Here is a 14,920-nt window from a genome sequence, read left to right on the forward strand (position 1 = left end):
CCTGCCGCGCAGGTGAAGCGGATCGTGTCGGTCCGGGGCGCGCGAAGGGCCCCGTGAAGCGATCCCTGCCGGTCAGATCCCCAGCGCGGCCTTCACGTCGGCCTGGAGCTGCGCCATCGTCTCGACGGCGGAGGCCCGGGCGCCCGCCACCTCGTCCCCCTCGACGGGGACGATCACCTCGAGGTACGCCTTGACCTTCGGCTCCGTGCCGGACGGCCGCACGATCACCCGGGCGCCGGACTCGGCCGCCAGGTGCAGCCCCGTGGTCCCGGGCAGGCCCCGGAACCCGAGCGACATGTCGTCGGTGGCCACCACGGGCGAGCCGGCGAGCGTCGCGGGCGGCGATGCCATGAGGCGGGCCATGGTCGCGGGGATCTCAGCGAGGTCCGCGTAGCGCGCCGAGACCTGCGACGTCAGGTAGACGCCGTACGAGCGCGCCAGGTCGTCGATCGCGTCCGCGAGCGTGCGCCCGGACGCCTTGAGCTCGCTCACGAAGTCGACCATCAGCAGCGCGGCGGACACGCCGTCCTTGTCGCGCACCAGCTCGGGGGCGACGCAGTAGCCCAGCGCCTCCTCGTAGCCGAACACCATGCGCGGTGTGCGGCCGATCCACTTGAAGCCCGTCAGGGTGTTCGCGTGGCCCATCCCGTGGGCCTCGGCGATCGCCGCGAGCTGCTGGGAGGAGACGATCGAGTTCGCGAGCACCTGCGACCCGGGGGCCATGCGCAGGCGGGAGCGGCGCTCGGCGACGCGCTCGCCCAGGAGCGAGCCGGTGACGTCGCCGTGGAGCATGGTCCACTCCCCGTCGACCACCGTGGCGACCGCGCAGCGGTCGGCGTCGGGGTCGTTGGCGATCACCACGTCCGCTCCCACCGACCGCGCGAGCTCGAGCGCGAGGTCGATCGCGCCCTTCTCCTCGGGGTTGGGGAACGCGACGGTGGGGAAGTCGGGGTCGGGCTGCGCCTGCTCCGCGACCGTGTGCAGGTCGCTGAACCCGGCCTCGCGCAGCACGCGCTCGACGGTCTCGCCGCCCACGCCGTGGAGGGGTGTCAGGACGATGCGGGTGGCGGCTCGGCGCTCGGCGACCGGGGTGACGTCGCCGCCCAGCGCGGCGACCTGCGCGACGTACTCGTCGACCACGCCCTCGCCCAGCACGGTCCAGCCCTTCTCGGCTCGCGGCACGGCCTCGACGGAGGCGACCGCCGCGATGCGCGACGCGATCTCGGCGTCGTACGGCGGCACGATCTGGGCACCCCGCCCCTCGTCCGTGACCACGCGTCCACCCAGGTAGACCTTGTAGCCGTTGTCCTGCGGCGGGTTGTGCGAGGCGGTCACCATGACGCCGGCGTCGGCGTCGAGGAACCGGGTCGCGAAGGCGAGGACCGGCGTGGGCAGGGTGCGGGGCAGCAGCAGCGCCTCGTGACCGGCGGCGGTCATCACGGCCGCGGTGTCGACGGCGAAGTCGGCGCTGCCGTGGCGGGCGTCGTACCCGATCGCGACGCGGGCGGGGCCCTCGACGCCGGCGGCGGCCAACGCGTCGGACAGGTAGCGCGCCAGGCCCGCGGCGGCGCGGATGACCACGGCGCGGTTCATGCGGTTCGGGCCCGCGCCGATCGCGCCGCGCAGGCCCGCGGTGCCGAACTCCAGGAAGCCGCGGAAACGGTCCTCGAGGTCGGCGAGGGCGTCCGCGTCGCCCGCCACAGCGGCGTCGAGCACCGCGGTGAGCTCCTCGCGCGTCGCGTCGTCCGGGTCGTCCTCGATCCAGGCCTCGGCCCGGGACAGCAGCTCCTTCATCACATCTCCCTGACGATCGCCGCGAGCAGCGCGGAGATGCGCGGGCCCGCGTCGCGGCCCGCGTCGAGCACCTCCTGGTGGTCGAGGGTGTCGCCGCCGATCCCCGCGGCGAGGTTGGTCACCAGCGACAGGCCCAGCACCTCGAGACCCACCTCGCGCGCAGCGATCGCCTCGAGGACGGTCGACATGCCCACCAGGTTCGCGCCCAGGATGGCGGCCATGCGGACCTCGGCCGGGGTCTCGTACTGGGGCCCGGTGAACTGGGCGTAGATGCCGTCGGGCAGCTCGGGGTCGATCGATCGGGCGAGCTCGCGCAGCCGCGGCGAGTACACCGCGCTCATGTCGACGAACGTCGCGCCCTCGAGCGGCGTCTGCCCGGTGAGGTTGATGTGGTCCTCGAGCACCACCACGGAGCCGGGTCCCACCTCGGGGCGGGTGGAGCCGCAGCCGTTGGTCAGCACCAGCTGGCTGCACCCGCCGGCGGCGGCCATGCGGATCGCGTGCGCCACCTTCGCGGCGTCGCGCACCTGGTAGTAGTGCTGGCGCGCGCCGAGCACCAGCACCCGCTTGCCGGTGGGCGCGACGAGCGAGCGGAAGATCGGGTGGTGGCCGGGCACCGTATGGGAGTCGAAGCCGGGGATGTCCGAGGCGTCGACGCGCGCGACCTCCTCGCCGATGAGGTCGGCGGCGCCGCCCCAGCCGGAGCCCAGGACCAGGGCGATGTCGTGCTTGTCGACGCCGGTGGCGGCGGCGAGGATGGCCGCGGCCTCCGCGGCGGACTCGTGTGCAGTCGTCATGGCTTCGAGCCTAGTCGCGACCTGCGGCGGCTCGCCGGGCGGAACCGGCCGCCACCTGGGGTTGAATGGGGGCATGTCCCCTCGCATCGTCATCATCGGCGGCGGGCCCGGCGGCTACGAGGCCGCCCTGGTCGCCACCAAGGCCGGCGCCGACGTGACCCTCGTCGAGCGTCACGGCCTGGGCGGCAACGCGGTCCTCACGGACGTGGTGCCCTCGAAGACCGTGATCGCCACCGCCGAGTGGCTGACCATCGCCGGACGTGCGTCCGAGCTCGGCATCCGGCGCCGCGACGGAGGCGAGATCGCGCGCGACCTGACGGTCGACATGGGGCAGGTGAACGCGCGCGTCAAGGCGCTCGTGCGGAAGCAGTCCGGCGACATCGCCGCGCGGCTCGAGAAGAACGGCGTCGACGTGCGGACGGGCGTGGCGCGCCTCGACGGGCCGCACCGGGTCGCGGTGGGGGACGATGCGATCGACGCCGACGCCGTCCTGCTCGCCGTGGGCGCGCGGCCGCGGGTGGTGCCGGGATGCGAGCCGGACGGCGAGCGCATCCTCACGTGGACCCAGCTGTACGACCTCGACGCGCTTCCGGAGCACCTGATCGTGGTCGGCTCGGGCGTCACCGGCGCCGAGTTCGCGGGCGCGTACCGGCTGCTGGGCTCCGAGGTCACGCTCGTCGCGTCCAAGGACCGGGTCCTCGCGCGCGAGGACCCCGACGCCTCGGCGCACCTGACCCGGGTGTTCGTCGAGCGCGGCATGCACCTGGTCGGCGGGCGCGCGGCGCGCGTCGAGAGGACCGACCAGGGCGTCGCGGTGACCCTCGAGGACGGCGCGGTGCTCGAGGGCAGCCACTGCCTCATGGCCGTCGGCTCGGTCCCGAACACCGAGGGCATCGGCCTCGAGGAGGCCGGCGTCGAGCTCGACGAGCGCGGCCTGATCCGCGTCGACCGCGTCTCCCGCACCACCGCCCGCAGCGTCTACGCGGCCGGCGACTGCACGGGCGTGCTGCCGCTCGCGAGCGTGGCGGCCACGCAGGGGCGGATCGCGATGGCCCACACTCTCGGCGACGCCGTCACGCCGCTCGACCTGGGCCTGGTGGCGTCGAACGTGTTCACCGTGCCCGAGATCGCGGCGGTGGGCGCGAGCGAGGCGGAGCTCAAGGCGCGCGGCCTGTTCTACGAGGTGTCGACCCTCGACCTCGCGCGCAACCCCCGCGCGAAGATGCTCGGCATCGACGAGGGCTTCATCAAGGTCTTCGGCCACACCGTGACCGGCCAGGTGTTCGGCGCGGTGATCGTGGGCCCGCGCGCGAGCGAGCACATCTACCCGCTGTCGCTCGCGGTCGCCCACCACCTCACGGTGGACGATGTCGCGGCCGCCTTCACCGTCTACCCGTCGCTCAGCGGGACCCTGTCGGAGGCCGCGCGCCGCCTCCACCGCATGGGCGAGGGCGACGCGCGCGCCTGACCCCTCAGGGCGCCGGCGTGAGCGTGTACTTGGTCTGCAGGTACTCGTGGATGCCCTCGGCGCCGCCCTCGCGGCCCAGGCCCGACATCTTCCATCCGCCGAACGGCGCGGCGGCGTTCGAGACCACCCCCATGTTGAGGCCCATCATGCCGGTGGCGAGGCGCTCGATCATGCGCTGCCCGCGCGCCAGGGACTCGGTGAAGACGTAGGACACGAGGCCGTACTCCGTGTCGTTCGCGATCGCGACCGCCTGGTCCTCCGTGTCGAACGGCACGATCGCGAGCACCGGCCCGAAGATCTCCTCGCGCAGGATCTCGGACCCCGCGGCGACGTCCGACACCACGGTGGGCTCGAAGAACGTGCCGGCGCCGTCGATCGCGTGCCCGCCGGTGCGCAGGCGCGCCCCGCGATCGACCGCGTCGCGCACGAGCAGGGACGCCTTGTCCACGGCGCGCGCGTCGATGAGCGGCCCGATCTGCACCCCGTCCTCGGTGCCGCGGCCCACGCGCAGCGCGGCGACCCGCTCGGTGACCCGACGCGCGAACTCCTCCGCGACGGAGCGGTGCACGATGAACCGGTTGGCCGCCGTGCACGCCTGGCCGATGTTGCGGAACTTGGCCGCCATCGCGCCGTCGACCGCCGCGTCGAGGCCGGCGTCCTCGAACACCACGAAGGGGGCGTTGCCGCCCAGCTCCATCGACGTGCGCAGCACGCCGGCGGCGGCCTGCTCGAGCAGCCGCACGCCGACCGCGGTGGAGCCGGTGAAGGAGAGCTTGCGCAGTCGCGGGTCGCGGATGATCGGCTCGGACACGGCGCCCGAGTGGTGCGTCGTGAGCACGTTGACGACGCCGGCGGGCAGGCCGGCCTCCTCGAGCAGCGCCGCGAACGCCAGCGTCGTCAGCGGAGTCAGCTCCGCCGGCTTGATGACCACGGTGCAACCGGCGGCCAGCGCGGGCGCGATCTTGCGCGTCGCCATCGCCAGCGGGAAGTTCCACGGCGTGATCAGATAGCACGGCCCGACGGGGTGCTGGGTGACGATCATCCGCCCGGTGCCCTCGGGGTTGGGACCGTAGCGCCCCGCGATGCGCGGTGCCTCCTCGGCGAACCAGCGCAGGAACTCGGCGCCGTACGCGACCTCGCCGCGCGCCTCCGCGAGCGGCTTGCCCATCTCGAGCGTCATCAGCAGAGCGAACTCGTCGGCGCGATCCGTGAGCACGTCGAACGCCCTCCGCAGCACCTCGGCGCGGACGCGGGCGGGCGTCGCCTCCCAGGACGGGAACGCGTCGCAGGCGGCGTCCAGGGCGGCCCGGCCGTCCTCCACCGAGGCGGACGCGATGCGCTTCAGCGTCCCGCCGGTCGCCGGGTCGACCACGTCGAGCGTCTCGCCGCCGGAGGCCGCCCGCCACTCGCCGCCGATCAGCAGGCCGTCGGGCACGCGCGCGAGCAGCGCGGCCTCGCGGGTGGCGGTGGCGGTCATGCCTCCACCGCCCGGGTCCGGCGCGGGTTCGCGGTGGTCGTCGGCGTCGGCTCGGCCGGCTCGACGACCGGCTCGGTGGACTCGGTGGGGCGCATGGGTCTTCCCTTCAGATGGACGATGCGGGGGTCGGGGACGGCGACAGCGACGAGCGGGTGAGCAGCCAGACGGCGCCGGCCGCGCCCGAGGCGGCGGCGAGGACGGCGCCGAGGTGGGCGGCCGAGATGCCGATCAGCCCGGTCATGGGCGAGCCGAGCACGCCGCCGAGGAACTGCGCGGAGCCCGTCAGCGCCGAGGCCGCTCCGGAGGCGACGACCGTGGTCTGTCCCCAGGAGTGCGCTCCGGGGAGCACGAGCCCCTGGCCGAACGCGTAGACCATCGCGCAGGCCCACAGCACCCCTGCGGGCGCGCCGGAGCCCGAGGCCGCGATCAGCAGGCCGAGGCCCGCGATCGTGCACAGCGCGTAGCCGACCCCGAGGGGACCGGCCGGGTGCAGCGATCGCACGGCCCGCCGGAAGACGGTGTTGCCGAGGATCACGGCGACCGCGTTGGTCCCGAACACCAGGGCGAAGACCGCCGGAGGGTGCCCGAGCTCGCGCTCCACGATGAACGAGGCGCTCGCGATGTACGCGTAGAACCCGAACGAGTGCACGCCCAGCGACAGGGCGGCGCCCCGCACCTCGCGGTGGTGAGCCGCCCGTGCGAGCGCGCGGACCACCGAGGACGGGCCGCCTGGCGTCCGGTGCTCCCGCGGCAGCGTCTCAGGCACCGCGAGCGAGAACAGGAGCACGATCACGCCGCCCAGGCCGGCCAGGGTCACGAAGTCGGCGCGCCAGCCCCACACGTGGGCGAGTCCCGCGCCGAGCACGGGCGCGAGCACCGGCGCGAGCGCGGTCACCATCGCGAGCATCCCGATGCGGGACGCCATGGTCGAGGTGTCATCGGAGACGTCCCTCACGATCGAGCGCGCGACCGCGATCCCCGCCGCCCCGCACAGCCCGGCGAGCAGCCGCACCCCCACCAGCATCTCGGGCGAGAAGGCGAGCGCGCTCAGCAGCGACGCGACCGTCCAGCCGGCCACCCCGGCGAGCACCACGGGACGGCGCCCGTGGCGGTCGCTCAGCGGGCCCCACACGAGCTGGCCGATCCCGATCCCGAGCAGGAAGGTGGTGATCGACGCCTGGGCGAGCCAGTCCGCGCCGCCGAGCTCGTCCTGCATCGCCGGCAGCGAGGGTGTGTAGATGTCGACGGACAGCGGCGCCAGAGCGGTCAGCACCGCGAGGAGCGGCAGCAGCCGCGTCATCCGGGGAAGCGCGCGGGTCACGGCGAGGCGGGCCCCGCGCCCCCCGCATCGTCCATCACGGCGACCAGGTCGCACTGGATGAGGCAGCCGCCGTCGAGGGAGGCGGCCATCGCCTGGCGGGCCGGGCGCGAGGCGGGGTCGGGGAACATCGCGAGCCACTCGCGGTTGAGCGCGGTCCGGTCGCGGTAGTCGGCGAGCCAGAACGTCATCTTCGCGATGTGGTCCGTCGAGCCGCCGGCCGCCTGCATCAGCTCCCGCACCCGCGCGAACACCGCGACGCACTGCTCGTCGAGCGTCGCCGGCATGCTGCCGGTGGCGGCGTCGCGCCCGGTCAGCACCCCGGAGAACAGCAGCGAGCCGATCCGGGACGCCGCCGGGATCGGGTTCGCGTGCGCGAACCCGTCGAGGTCGATGCTCTCGCGGCGCGGCATGGTCAGACCGCCGGCTCCGCGACGATCGTGTTCTCGATCGCGCCCAGGCCCTCGATCTCGGCGCGGACCACGTCGCCGACGCGGAGGAAGCTGCCGGTCGGGGCGCCGATCCCGGCGGGCGTGCCCGTCGCGAGGATGTCGCCCGGCATCAGGGTCATGACCGTCGAGAGGTAGGCGATCTGCTCGTAGATGTCGTAGATCATGTCGTTCGTGCGGAAGTCCTGGCGGACCTCGCCGTTCACCGTCAGCCGCATCCCCAGGTCCAGCGGGTTGGGGACCTCGTCGTCCGTGGTGAGCCACGGGCCGAGCGGCCCGTGGGTGTCGAACGACTTGCCGAGGGTGAAGGTGGGGGAGCGCTTCTGCAGCCAGTCACGCACGGACACGTCGTTCGCGACCATGTAGCCCGCGATCACCGACCGCGCGTCGGCGGCGCCGACGTGGCGGCAGCGGCGGCCGATCACCACGGCGAGCTCGATCTCGTAGTCGAGGGCGTCGGACACGATCGGCTTCTCCACGTCGGCGTGGGGGCCGACGATGCAGGAGACCTGCTTGTTGAACCACAGCTGGCTGGTCGGGATCGGGATCCCCGCCTGGCGCGCCTCCTCGGCGTGCTCCTTGTAGTTCATGCCGATGCCGAGGTACTTCTGCGGCTCGTCGACTGGCGCGAGCAGCGTCACCTCGGACAGGGCATGGGTGTCGCCGGCCGCGTCGGCGATCTGGTCGCGCAGCTCGCCGAGCCGCGGCAGGATCTCCTTGAGCGACGCGCCGATCCCGGCGACGCCGGAGATCTCGGTCACCCTGGCGCCGTCCACGCGGCCCAGCCGGACCGGGCCGGAGCCGATGCGGTAGCGGGCGATCTTCATCAGTCAGTCCTTCGTCTCGGAGGGGAGGGCGCCCCACACCTGAGCGGTGAGGGGGGTCATCTGGAAGCTCACGTAGCGCCACGCGCCGTCGTCGCAGCGGCGCACCACCTGGGTGACCTCGCCACGCACGGTGCGCGTGGTGCCGTCGGGGCTGCGCAGCTCGTTGGTCAGCAGGCCGGTCATCACGGCGACGTCGCCGATCACGCGGATCAGCAGGTCTCCGCGCGACATGTCGAGGTACGGGCGGCGGGTCGCGGTGTGCTCGAGCAGCATCGCCTTGGTGTGGACCAGCCCGGGCGCGTGGATGTGGATCAGCGAGTCGTCGTAGAGGTCGTCGAGCGCGTCCAGATCGACGTCGATGAGGGCGCGCCGACGTCGCTCCTCGAGGTCGAGCAGCTGCGCGCGGACGGCGACGTCCGCCTCGGTCACGTGGGTCATATCAGTCCTTCGTAGGTTCCGCCGTCGAGCTGGAGGTTCTGTCCGGTGATGTAGCCGGCCTGCGCGGAGCACAGGAACGCGCAGGCGTCGCCGAGCTCCTCGGGACGGCCCAGCCGCCGCGCGGTGACGGTCGCCGCGATCGCGGCGTACGCCTCGTCGCGGGTGATGCCGTCCCGCTCCATCCTTCTGCGCGCCATGAACTCCTGTCGAGGCGTGTCGATCCGCTCCGGCAGCAGGTTGTTGACCGTCACGTTGTCGGCCGCGACCTCCTTGGAGATGGACTTGGCGGCGGCGGTGAGCGCCGCGCGGGCGGAGGCGGACAGGCCCATGTCGGCGGCCGGGCTCTTCACCATGGCGGACGTGATGTTGACGATGCGTCCGAAGCGGCGGGCACGCATGCCGGGCAGGTAGGCCCGCATGAGCTCGACCGCGGGGACCGCGTTCTGCGCCAGCGCCTCGTGGAGGGCGTCCGCGTCCCACGCGGAGTACGGCCCGGGGCGCGGACCCGCGTTGTTGGTCACCAGGATGTCCACCTCCGGAAGGGCGGCGACGATGCGCCCCCGCCCCTCCGGGGTGGTGAGGTCGGCGGTGACCACGCCGACCTCGGCGCCCGGGACCGCGCGGCGGAGGCGGGCCGCCGCGGCCTCGAGCCGGGAGTCGTCCCGACCGTTGAGCGTCACCCGCACCCCCTCCTGGGCGAGCGACGTCGCGCACGCGAGCCCCAGCCCCTGCGAGGAGGCGGCGACCAGCGCGACACGGCCGGAGATTCCCAGGTCCATCAGGCGTTGGCCTCCACCTGCCAGGTGCGGAAGCCGGTGGGCTCGCCCGCCTCGAAGCCGGGCCGCGGCTGGCCCACCATCGAGTGGTACTTCGAGAAGATCGCGTCGGCCTCCTCGAGCGGCAGGACCTCCTCGATGTCCTCGAACGGCTCGCAGCCGGTGCGCTCGGCGACCATGCGACGGATCACCTCGTAGCCCTCGCCGCGGTGGGCCATCACCATGGCGTTCACGCGCGGGATGCGCGCCTGCTCGAAGGCGGCCACCGCCTCCTCGACCGGCATGGTCGCGAGGTTGCCGGCGAGCACGCCGCCGTCGACGATCGCCTGGCAGGCGCCGTTGCCGCCGCGGGGGTACATCGCGTGCGCCGCGTCGCCGATCAGCACCACGCGGCCGTCCGACCAGCTGTCGAGCGGCTCGTGGCGGATCAGGGGGAACAGGTAGACCTCGCGGTTGTCGCGCAGCATCTGCTGGACGTCGAGGAACGGGATCTTGACGGTGTCGAAGTACGGCAGGATCTCATCGACCGAGCCCACCTGGTTCCAGTCCTCGACCGTCTGGTCGCGCTCCCGCTCGACCACCCAGTTGACCAGCACCTTGCCGGTGCCCTCGAAGTCCTCCGCGATCGGGTAGACGATCATCGAGGCGATCTGAGGGGCGCCGATGTGCAGGATGGTGTGGCCGCCGCGGAAGGGCTCCATCAGGGTGGTGCCGCGGTACATCGTGATGCCGGAGTACACGGGCTCCGCCTGGTTCGGGTGCATCTGGCGGCGGGCGACGGACTTGATGCCGTCGGCGGCGATGAGCAGGTCCGCGCGCCTGGTCTCGACGGTGCCGTCCGCGTGCTGGAGGTCGAACTCGACGCCCCCGTCGACGTTGCGGTACTCCAGCAGGCGGGCGCCCTGGACCACCGTCTGGGCGCCCATGCGCTCGACCACGGTCTCGAACAGCATCATCTGCAGGTAGCCGCGGTGGACGAAGCGCTGCTCGTGCACGTAGCCCATGTGCACGCCGCACTTCTCCGCGTAGATCTCCTGACCGTGGTTGTTGAAGAAGATCGAGTCCTCGGCGTCGACGGACATCGCCTTGAACCTGTCGTACACGCCCAGCTCGATGAGCTCCTTGGTGCCGTAGACCTTCACGTCGATGCCGACGCCGAGGGGCTTCAGCTCCTGCACGGTCTCGTAGATGGTCGGGCGGAAGCCCTGCTGGTCCAGGCGCAGGGCCATGGCCAGCCCGGCGGGTCCGGCTCCGATGATGGCGATGTCCAGCATGGTGTCCTCTTCAATCTGCCCCGTCGTCGTCGACGGGGCGTCCGGGGTGGGTCGAGGGTCGGGCGGGTGGTCGGTCAGGCGGGGACGGCGGCGGGCTCGGCGAGCAGCTCGAGCAGGAAGGTCTCGGTCGCGGCCCACGCGCGCATCGCGTTGCGGGGGTGGTAGGCGACGACGTCGGGCATGGGGGAGCGGACGGCCTTGGGGCTGGTGAACGCGTGGCGCGTGCCGCTGTAGAGGTGCTCCTCCCAGTCGATGCCGGCGCCCGTGAGCGCGGCCTCGAGCGCATCGCGCTGCTCCGCGGTCGCCATCGGGTCGGCGGCACCCGCGCAGAGCAGGACCCGGGCATCCGGGTGCGCCTCGTCCCAGCCGTCCGCCAGCAGGTCGAGCCCGGGGTGGATCGCGATCACCGCGCGCGAGCCTCCGCCGGCGCGCAGGTGCTCGAGGACGGAGGACCCGCCGAAGCAGAAGCCCATCGACACGAGGGAGGCGCCGTCGGTCTCGGGCTGGCCCGCCGCGGTCGCGTGCGCCGCCGCGACGCGGGCGAGCCACCGGGGGCGGTCGCCGACCATCCCGCCGATCAGCGGGCCGATCTGGCTCTCATCGGTCGGGGTGACGCGGTCCCCCCAGACGTCCGCGGCGAACACGGCGAAGCCGAGCCGCGCGATGCGGTGCGCCGCGGCGATCGCGTCCTCGCCCAGGCCGAAGGCGTCGTGGAACAGCACCACCGCGGGGAGCCCGTGGGCGCCCTCGGGGGCGACGAGCATCCCGAGCATGCGGGTGCCGTCGACGGTGTACGCGATGTCGCGGGTGCTGAGCTGTGCCATCCGGCGCCGTCTCCTGTCTCGGGCGGCCGGCACGGTCCCGCGGGGACGGGCGATCCCGGGCGGCGGTGCCCGGGACGGCGGCGTCCGGCGATCGGGGACGTGATCGGCCGTGAAGCGTGATGCGAGCGTACGAGCAATCGCACACGATTTCAAGTGCGATAGGGCCGAAAGTCCCGCGAGCTCTGAGCGCGGCGCTGCCATGCTGAGCGATTCGTGGTGGAGCGGTGGCGCTCCGTGGCATAGTCTTTCGCACACGATCCGTTCCTCCGGACCGCCCGCGACGATGCGAGGGAGACCGATGCCCGCCACCTCCACCCCGGCGACCGGGGCCGGCGCGCGCCGCGGACGCGGCGCGGGAGGGCCCTTCGCGCGCGGCGTCCACAAGGGGCGCAGCCTCGCCCCGCCGTCGTTCTGATCCACCGCATCGTCCCGCCGGGACGCCCCCAGATCAGACCGAACGAACGGAACCACCCATGCCTGTCATCGACATCAACATCCACCACCTGCCCGAGGACCTCTTCGACAACCCGGCCATGCTCGACGGCTTCCTGTCGACGGCGCCGCGCGGCTTCGGCGAGATCGCCACCGTCGCCGAGATGGAGGACGGCCGCAAGCAGCTGATCCTCGAGAAGCCCAAGGGCTACCAGAACCTCAACTACGTCGAGGGGGACTACTCCGTCGACGCCAAGCTCCGTGCCATGGACGACGCGGGCGTCGACTACGGCATCATGCGCGTGCCCGTGTGGCAGGAGTGGCTGCGGCTCGACACCTGCAAGGCGGTCAACGACAACGCCCACGAGATCGTCAAGAGGTCCGGCGGCCGCCTGTTCTCCACCGCCTGCGTGCCGCCGTGGGGTGGCCAGGACAACGTCGACGAGCTCAAGCGCTGCCTCGACAACGGCGCCGTGGCGGTCCAGCTCGCGTGCCACTACGGGCAGCTGTACCTGGACGACGAGGCCTTCGAGCCCTACCTGTCCGTGATCAACGACCTGAACGTGCCCGTGATCGTGCACCACACGCCGCTGCCGGTGGAGTGGCGCTCGATCATCGACTACACGAACTTCCGTCGCGAGTTCGGCCGCATCCAGGACCAGGCGACCGCGGTCGGGCGTGAGCTGTTCTCGGGGATGTTCGGCAGGTACCCCAACCTCAAGTTCACGCACACGATGTTCGGCGGCAACTGGTTCGCCAACACGGCGCTCCTCACGCCGCACCGCCCGCCGAAGGCCGAGGCGATGCAGCGGCTCGACCCCACGGGCGGCGAGGCGATCAAGTCCTACCTGGAGAACAACATCTTCTTCGACATGACCCACCCGCACTCGTGGGGCAAGGAGCAGGTGGAGGCGGCGCTGCGCATCAACGGCGCCGACCACTACATGTTCGGGTCGAGCTTCCCGGTCTTCTACTCCTGGATGAGCCAGGGGGTCGACTTCGTGAAGAACACGCTGGACATCTCCGAGGAGGATCGCGAGGCGATCCTGTTCCGCAACGCCAAGAAGATGTTCAACCTGCCGGTCTGATGGCCCGCCCCTCCGGACGGCCCGCACGGATCTCGCGGCGACACGCCGCGGCGGAGGCACGATGCGCCGGTTCTCGCCGGCGCGTCTCGCCCGATCCCGTGCGGGCCGTCCGGGGGTGCGAAGGGGGGCGGCGAGGGGCCGTTACCGAATCGGGACCAAAGTCCCTCGACGGCGGGCCTGGCTTTCTCGCACAACTTCGCATACGATTTCGCACACGAGGCCTCCCGGGAGTCGAGGGCGCGACGGCGATGGTGCCGACACCGCCACGAGATGAAGGAACCGGGACGCCGAGGACGATGCACAACCCGGGTGCATCGCATTCGCAATGGAGCGAAGACAGGAGCAGCAGTGGCAATGAAGACACACATCCGCCTCGCCCGCACGGCCATCCCGGCCACGGCCCTGGCGCTGGTGCTCGCATCGTGCAGCGGCACGAGCGACGAGACCGGCACCCCCGAGCCCACCTCTGAGACGTCGGAGACCGCATCGGCATCCGGCGTGGTCGCCGGCTCCGTGCTGCGCGTCAACTGGGGCGGCTTCCCCGAGAGCTGGGCGCCCGGCGCCGAGATGGAGGCCGGCTACATGCGCGTGCCGTACGAGAACCTCACCCAGCTGGGCGAGGGCGGCGCCGTCGAGCCGATGCTCGCCGCCTCGTGGGAGCAGACCGACACGGCGCTCACGCTGACGCTGCAGGACGGCGTGACCTTCCACGACGGCACCCCGTTCGACGCCGAGGCCGTCAAGGCGAACATCGAGCTGATCCAGTCGACGCCCGGTCCCTACGCGGGTCCGTTCCAGGTCATCACGTCGATCGACGTGGTCGACGACCTGACGGTCACCTTCAACCTCGCGCAGCCGTCGCCGTCGCTGCTCACCACGCTCTCGACGCGCGCGGCCCCGATGGCGAGCCCCGCGGCGATCGAGACGGGCACCATCGCCCAGACGCCTGTCGGCACCGGACCGTGGGCCTACGACGAGGCCGCGTCGATCGCGGGCACGCGCATGGCCTTCGTCGCGTACGACGGCTACTGGGACGAGGTCCCGGCCTATGAGACCGTCCAGCTCTTCGCGATCCAGGAGGACAACGCCGCCACCACCGCGATGATCAACGGCGAGATCGACATCACCGACTCCGAGGTCGACCAGTGGAGCACCTTCGAGGGCGCGGGCGGCTTCCAGCTGGTCACGTACCCCGCGATCCGCAACAACCCGATGTTCTTCGACCGTGGTCCCGGCGGGCTGTTCGAGGACGTGAAGGTCCGCCAGGCGGCGTGCTATGCGATCGACACCCAGGTGGTCGCCGACCTCGAGCCCGACGTCACCGTCACCACGCAGCACTTCGCGGAGGGCACGCCCGGCTACAACCCCGAGGTCACGGGCTACACCCACGACCTCGCGATGGCCGAGTCGCTGATGGCCGAAGCGGGCAGCCCGTCGATCTCGGGCGAGATGATGTCGACCGTCTTCAACAACAAGCAGATCACCATCTACGCCGAGCAGATGGGCGAGATCGGCATCGAGATCGCCGTCCAGGAGGCGCCGCCGCCGCAGTACTTCTCCGAGTGGAACTCCGGCAAGTACCCGATCGGTCTCGGCTCGAACGACGAGCTGACCCCGTACGACTGGTACGCGTCGTGGTTCGCGGCGGACGCCCCCGGCAACCCCTCGGGCGTCGAGAGCGACGAGCTCAAGGCGGCCGCCGACGCGGCGATCGCCGCGGGCGCGTCGGAGGAGGCCGACGCGCTGTGGGCCGAGGTCACCAAGGTCATCGCCGACGAGGCGCTCACCTGCGCCCACATCGCCAGCGAGGAGCAGGTGGTGGTCAACAGCGACAACGTCACCGGCGCGGACGTGCCCAGCCAGCCGTACGAGACCGTGCTGATCAACTACCGCGACCTTCGCCCCGCCGGCGAGTGACCGCCGGTAGCGTGACCCTCGTCCGACCCTAGGAGATCTTC

The 14,920-nt window shown here is 72.3% G+C and carries 13 protein-coding genes; 3 read left to right on the plus strand and 10 right to left on the minus strand.

Annotated features, from left to right (window positions below; genetic code table 11):
• Positions 1 to 72: 72 nt before the first annotated feature.
• Both QQX13_RS11365 and QQX13_RS11370 read right to left on the minus strand, forming a co-directional pair.
• Positions 73 to 1,794, minus strand: a complete 1,722-nt coding sequence (locus QQX13_RS11365; protein WP_301121436.1) for a phospho-sugar mutase — start codon at positions 1,792 to 1,794, stop codon at positions 73 to 75.
• A complete protein-coding gene (locus tag QQX13_RS11370; protein WP_301121435.1) occupies positions 1,794 to 2,591 on the minus strand; it encodes a purine-nucleoside phosphorylase in 798 nt (265 codons plus the stop codon). The genes QQX13_RS11365 and QQX13_RS11370 overlap by 1 nt, the downstream gene beginning before the upstream one ends.
• Positions 2,592 to 2,664: 73 nt before the next feature.
• Here QQX13_RS11370 and QQX13_RS11375 point away from each other — a divergent pair, with 73 nt between their 5' ends.
• The gene (locus QQX13_RS11375) at positions 2,665 to 4,059 is read left to right on the plus strand and encodes an NAD(P)H-quinone dehydrogenase (RefSeq protein WP_301121434.1); all 1,395 of its coding nucleotides are present in this window, start codon (positions 2,665 to 2,667) and stop codon (positions 4,057 to 4,059) included.
• A 4-nt stretch (positions 4,060 to 4,063) separates the two neighbouring features.
• Here QQX13_RS11375 and QQX13_RS11380 read toward each other — a convergent pair whose 3' ends face one another.
• The 8 genes from QQX13_RS11380 to QQX13_RS11415 all read right to left on the minus strand — a co-directional run bounded on the left by QQX13_RS11380 (position 4,064) and on the right by QQX13_RS11415 (position 11,442).
• A complete protein-coding gene (locus QQX13_RS11380; protein ID WP_301121433.1) occupies positions 4,064 to 5,536 on the minus strand; it encodes an NAD-dependent succinate-semialdehyde dehydrogenase in 1,473 nt (490 codons plus the stop codon).
• 106 nt (positions 5,537 to 5,642) lie between these two features.
• Complete coding sequence (locus tag QQX13_RS11385) at positions 5,643 to 6,836, minus strand: multidrug effflux MFS transporter (RefSeq protein ID WP_301121432.1); 1,194 nt, start codon at positions 6,834 to 6,836, stop codon at positions 5,643 to 5,645.
• A 17-nt stretch (positions 6,837 to 6,853) separates the two neighbouring features.
• On the minus strand, positions 6,854 to 7,267 hold the full coding sequence (locus QQX13_RS11390; protein WP_301121431.1) for a RidA family protein: 414 nt from the start codon (positions 7,265 to 7,267) through the stop codon (positions 6,854 to 6,856).
• Between the two features lie 2 nt (positions 7,268 to 7,269).
• Positions 7,270 to 8,130 (minus strand): fumarylacetoacetate hydrolase family protein, encoded by an 861-nt coding sequence (locus tag QQX13_RS11395; protein ID WP_301121430.1) that lies wholly within the window; start codon positions 8,128 to 8,130, stop codon positions 7,270 to 7,272.
• 3 nt (positions 8,131 to 8,133) lie between these two features.
• Positions 8,134 to 8,568, minus strand: a complete 435-nt coding sequence (locus QQX13_RS11400; protein ID WP_301121429.1) for a YybH family protein — start codon at positions 8,566 to 8,568, stop codon at positions 8,134 to 8,136.
• Positions 8,565 to 9,347, minus strand: coding sequence for an SDR family oxidoreductase (locus QQX13_RS11405; protein ID WP_301153453.1), 783 nt, complete (start codon positions 9,345 to 9,347; stop codon positions 8,565 to 8,567). The genes QQX13_RS11400 and QQX13_RS11405 overlap by 4 nt, the downstream gene beginning before the upstream one ends.
• The gene (locus tag QQX13_RS11410) at positions 9,347 to 10,618 is read right to left on the minus strand and encodes an FAD-dependent monooxygenase (RefSeq protein WP_301153454.1); all 1,272 of its coding nucleotides are present in this window, start codon (positions 10,616 to 10,618) and stop codon (positions 9,347 to 9,349) included. The genes QQX13_RS11405 and QQX13_RS11410 overlap by 1 nt, the downstream gene beginning before the upstream one ends.
• 74 nt (positions 10,619 to 10,692) lie before the next feature.
• Positions 10,693 to 11,442 (minus strand): dienelactone hydrolase family protein, encoded by a 750-nt coding sequence (locus tag QQX13_RS11415; RefSeq protein ID WP_301153456.1) that lies wholly within the window; start codon positions 11,440 to 11,442, stop codon positions 10,693 to 10,695.
• 473 nt (positions 11,443 to 11,915) lie between these two features.
• Between QQX13_RS11415 and QQX13_RS11420 the strand changes: the two genes are divergently transcribed.
• Both QQX13_RS11420 and QQX13_RS11425 read left to right on the plus strand, forming a co-directional pair.
• Positions 11,916 to 12,962, plus strand: a complete 1,047-nt coding sequence (locus QQX13_RS11420; protein ID WP_301153457.1) for an amidohydrolase family protein — start codon at positions 11,916 to 11,918, stop codon at positions 12,960 to 12,962.
• Between the two features lie 354 nt (positions 12,963 to 13,316).
• Entirely contained in the window at positions 13,317 to 14,879 is a 1,563-nt protein-coding gene (locus QQX13_RS11425) for an ABC transporter substrate-binding protein (protein WP_301153458.1), read from the plus strand.
• The last annotated feature ends 41 nt before the right edge of the window (positions 14,880 to 14,920 follow it).

This window comes from Demequina lignilytica, from assembly GCF_030418375.1.
Taxonomy (GTDB): Bacteria; Actinomycetota; Actinomycetes; order Actinomycetales; family Demequinaceae; genus Demequina; species Demequina lignilytica.

Excerpts from the sequence above, each read along its gene's own strand:
- QQX13_RS11365 (WP_301121436.1), bottom strand. The coding sequence starts at position 1,794 with ATGAAGGAGCTGCTGTCCCGGGCCGAGGCCTGGATCGAGGACGACCCG.
- QQX13_RS11385 (WP_301121432.1), bottom strand. The coding sequence starts at position 6,836 with ATGACGCGGCTGCTGCCGCTCCTCGCGGTGCTGACCGCTCTGGCGCCG.
- QQX13_RS11410 (WP_301153454.1), bottom strand. The coding sequence starts at position 10,618 with ATGCTGGACATCGCCATCATCGGAGCCGGACCCGCCGGGCTGGCCATG.
- QQX13_RS11370 (WP_301121435.1), bottom strand. The coding sequence starts at position 2,591 with ATGACGACTGCACACGAGTCCGCCGCGGAGGCCGCGGCCATCCTCGCC.
- QQX13_RS11395 (WP_301121430.1), bottom strand. The coding sequence starts at position 8,130 with ATGAAGATCGCCCGCTACCGCATCGGCTCCGGCCCGGTCCGGCTGGGC.
- QQX13_RS11380 (WP_301121433.1), bottom strand. The coding sequence starts at position 5,536 with ATGACCGCCACCGCCACCCGCGAGGCCGCGCTGCTCGCGCGCGTGCCC.
- QQX13_RS11415 (WP_301153456.1), bottom strand. The coding sequence starts at position 11,442 with ATGGCACAGCTCAGCACCCGCGACATCGCGTACACCGTCGACGGCACC.
- QQX13_RS11400 (WP_301121429.1), bottom strand. The coding sequence starts at position 8,568 with ATGACCCACGTGACCGAGGCGGACGTCGCCGTCCGCGCGCAGCTGCTC.
- QQX13_RS11390 (WP_301121431.1), bottom strand. The coding sequence starts at position 7,267 with ATGCCGCGCCGCGAGAGCATCGACCTCGACGGGTTCGCGCACGCGAAC.
- QQX13_RS11420 (WP_301153457.1), top strand. The coding sequence starts at position 11,916 with ATGCCTGTCATCGACATCAACATCCACCACCTGCCCGAGGACCTCTTC.
- QQX13_RS11375 (WP_301121434.1), top strand. The coding sequence starts at position 2,665 with ATGTCCCCTCGCATCGTCATCATCGGCGGCGGGCCCGGCGGCTACGAG.
- QQX13_RS11405 (WP_301153453.1), bottom strand. The coding sequence starts at position 9,347 with ATGGACCTGGGAATCTCCGGCCGTGTCGCGCTGGTCGCCGCCTCCTCG.
- QQX13_RS11425 (WP_301153458.1), top strand. The coding sequence starts at position 13,317 with ATGAAGACACACATCCGCCTCGCCCGCACGGCCATCCCGGCCACGGCC.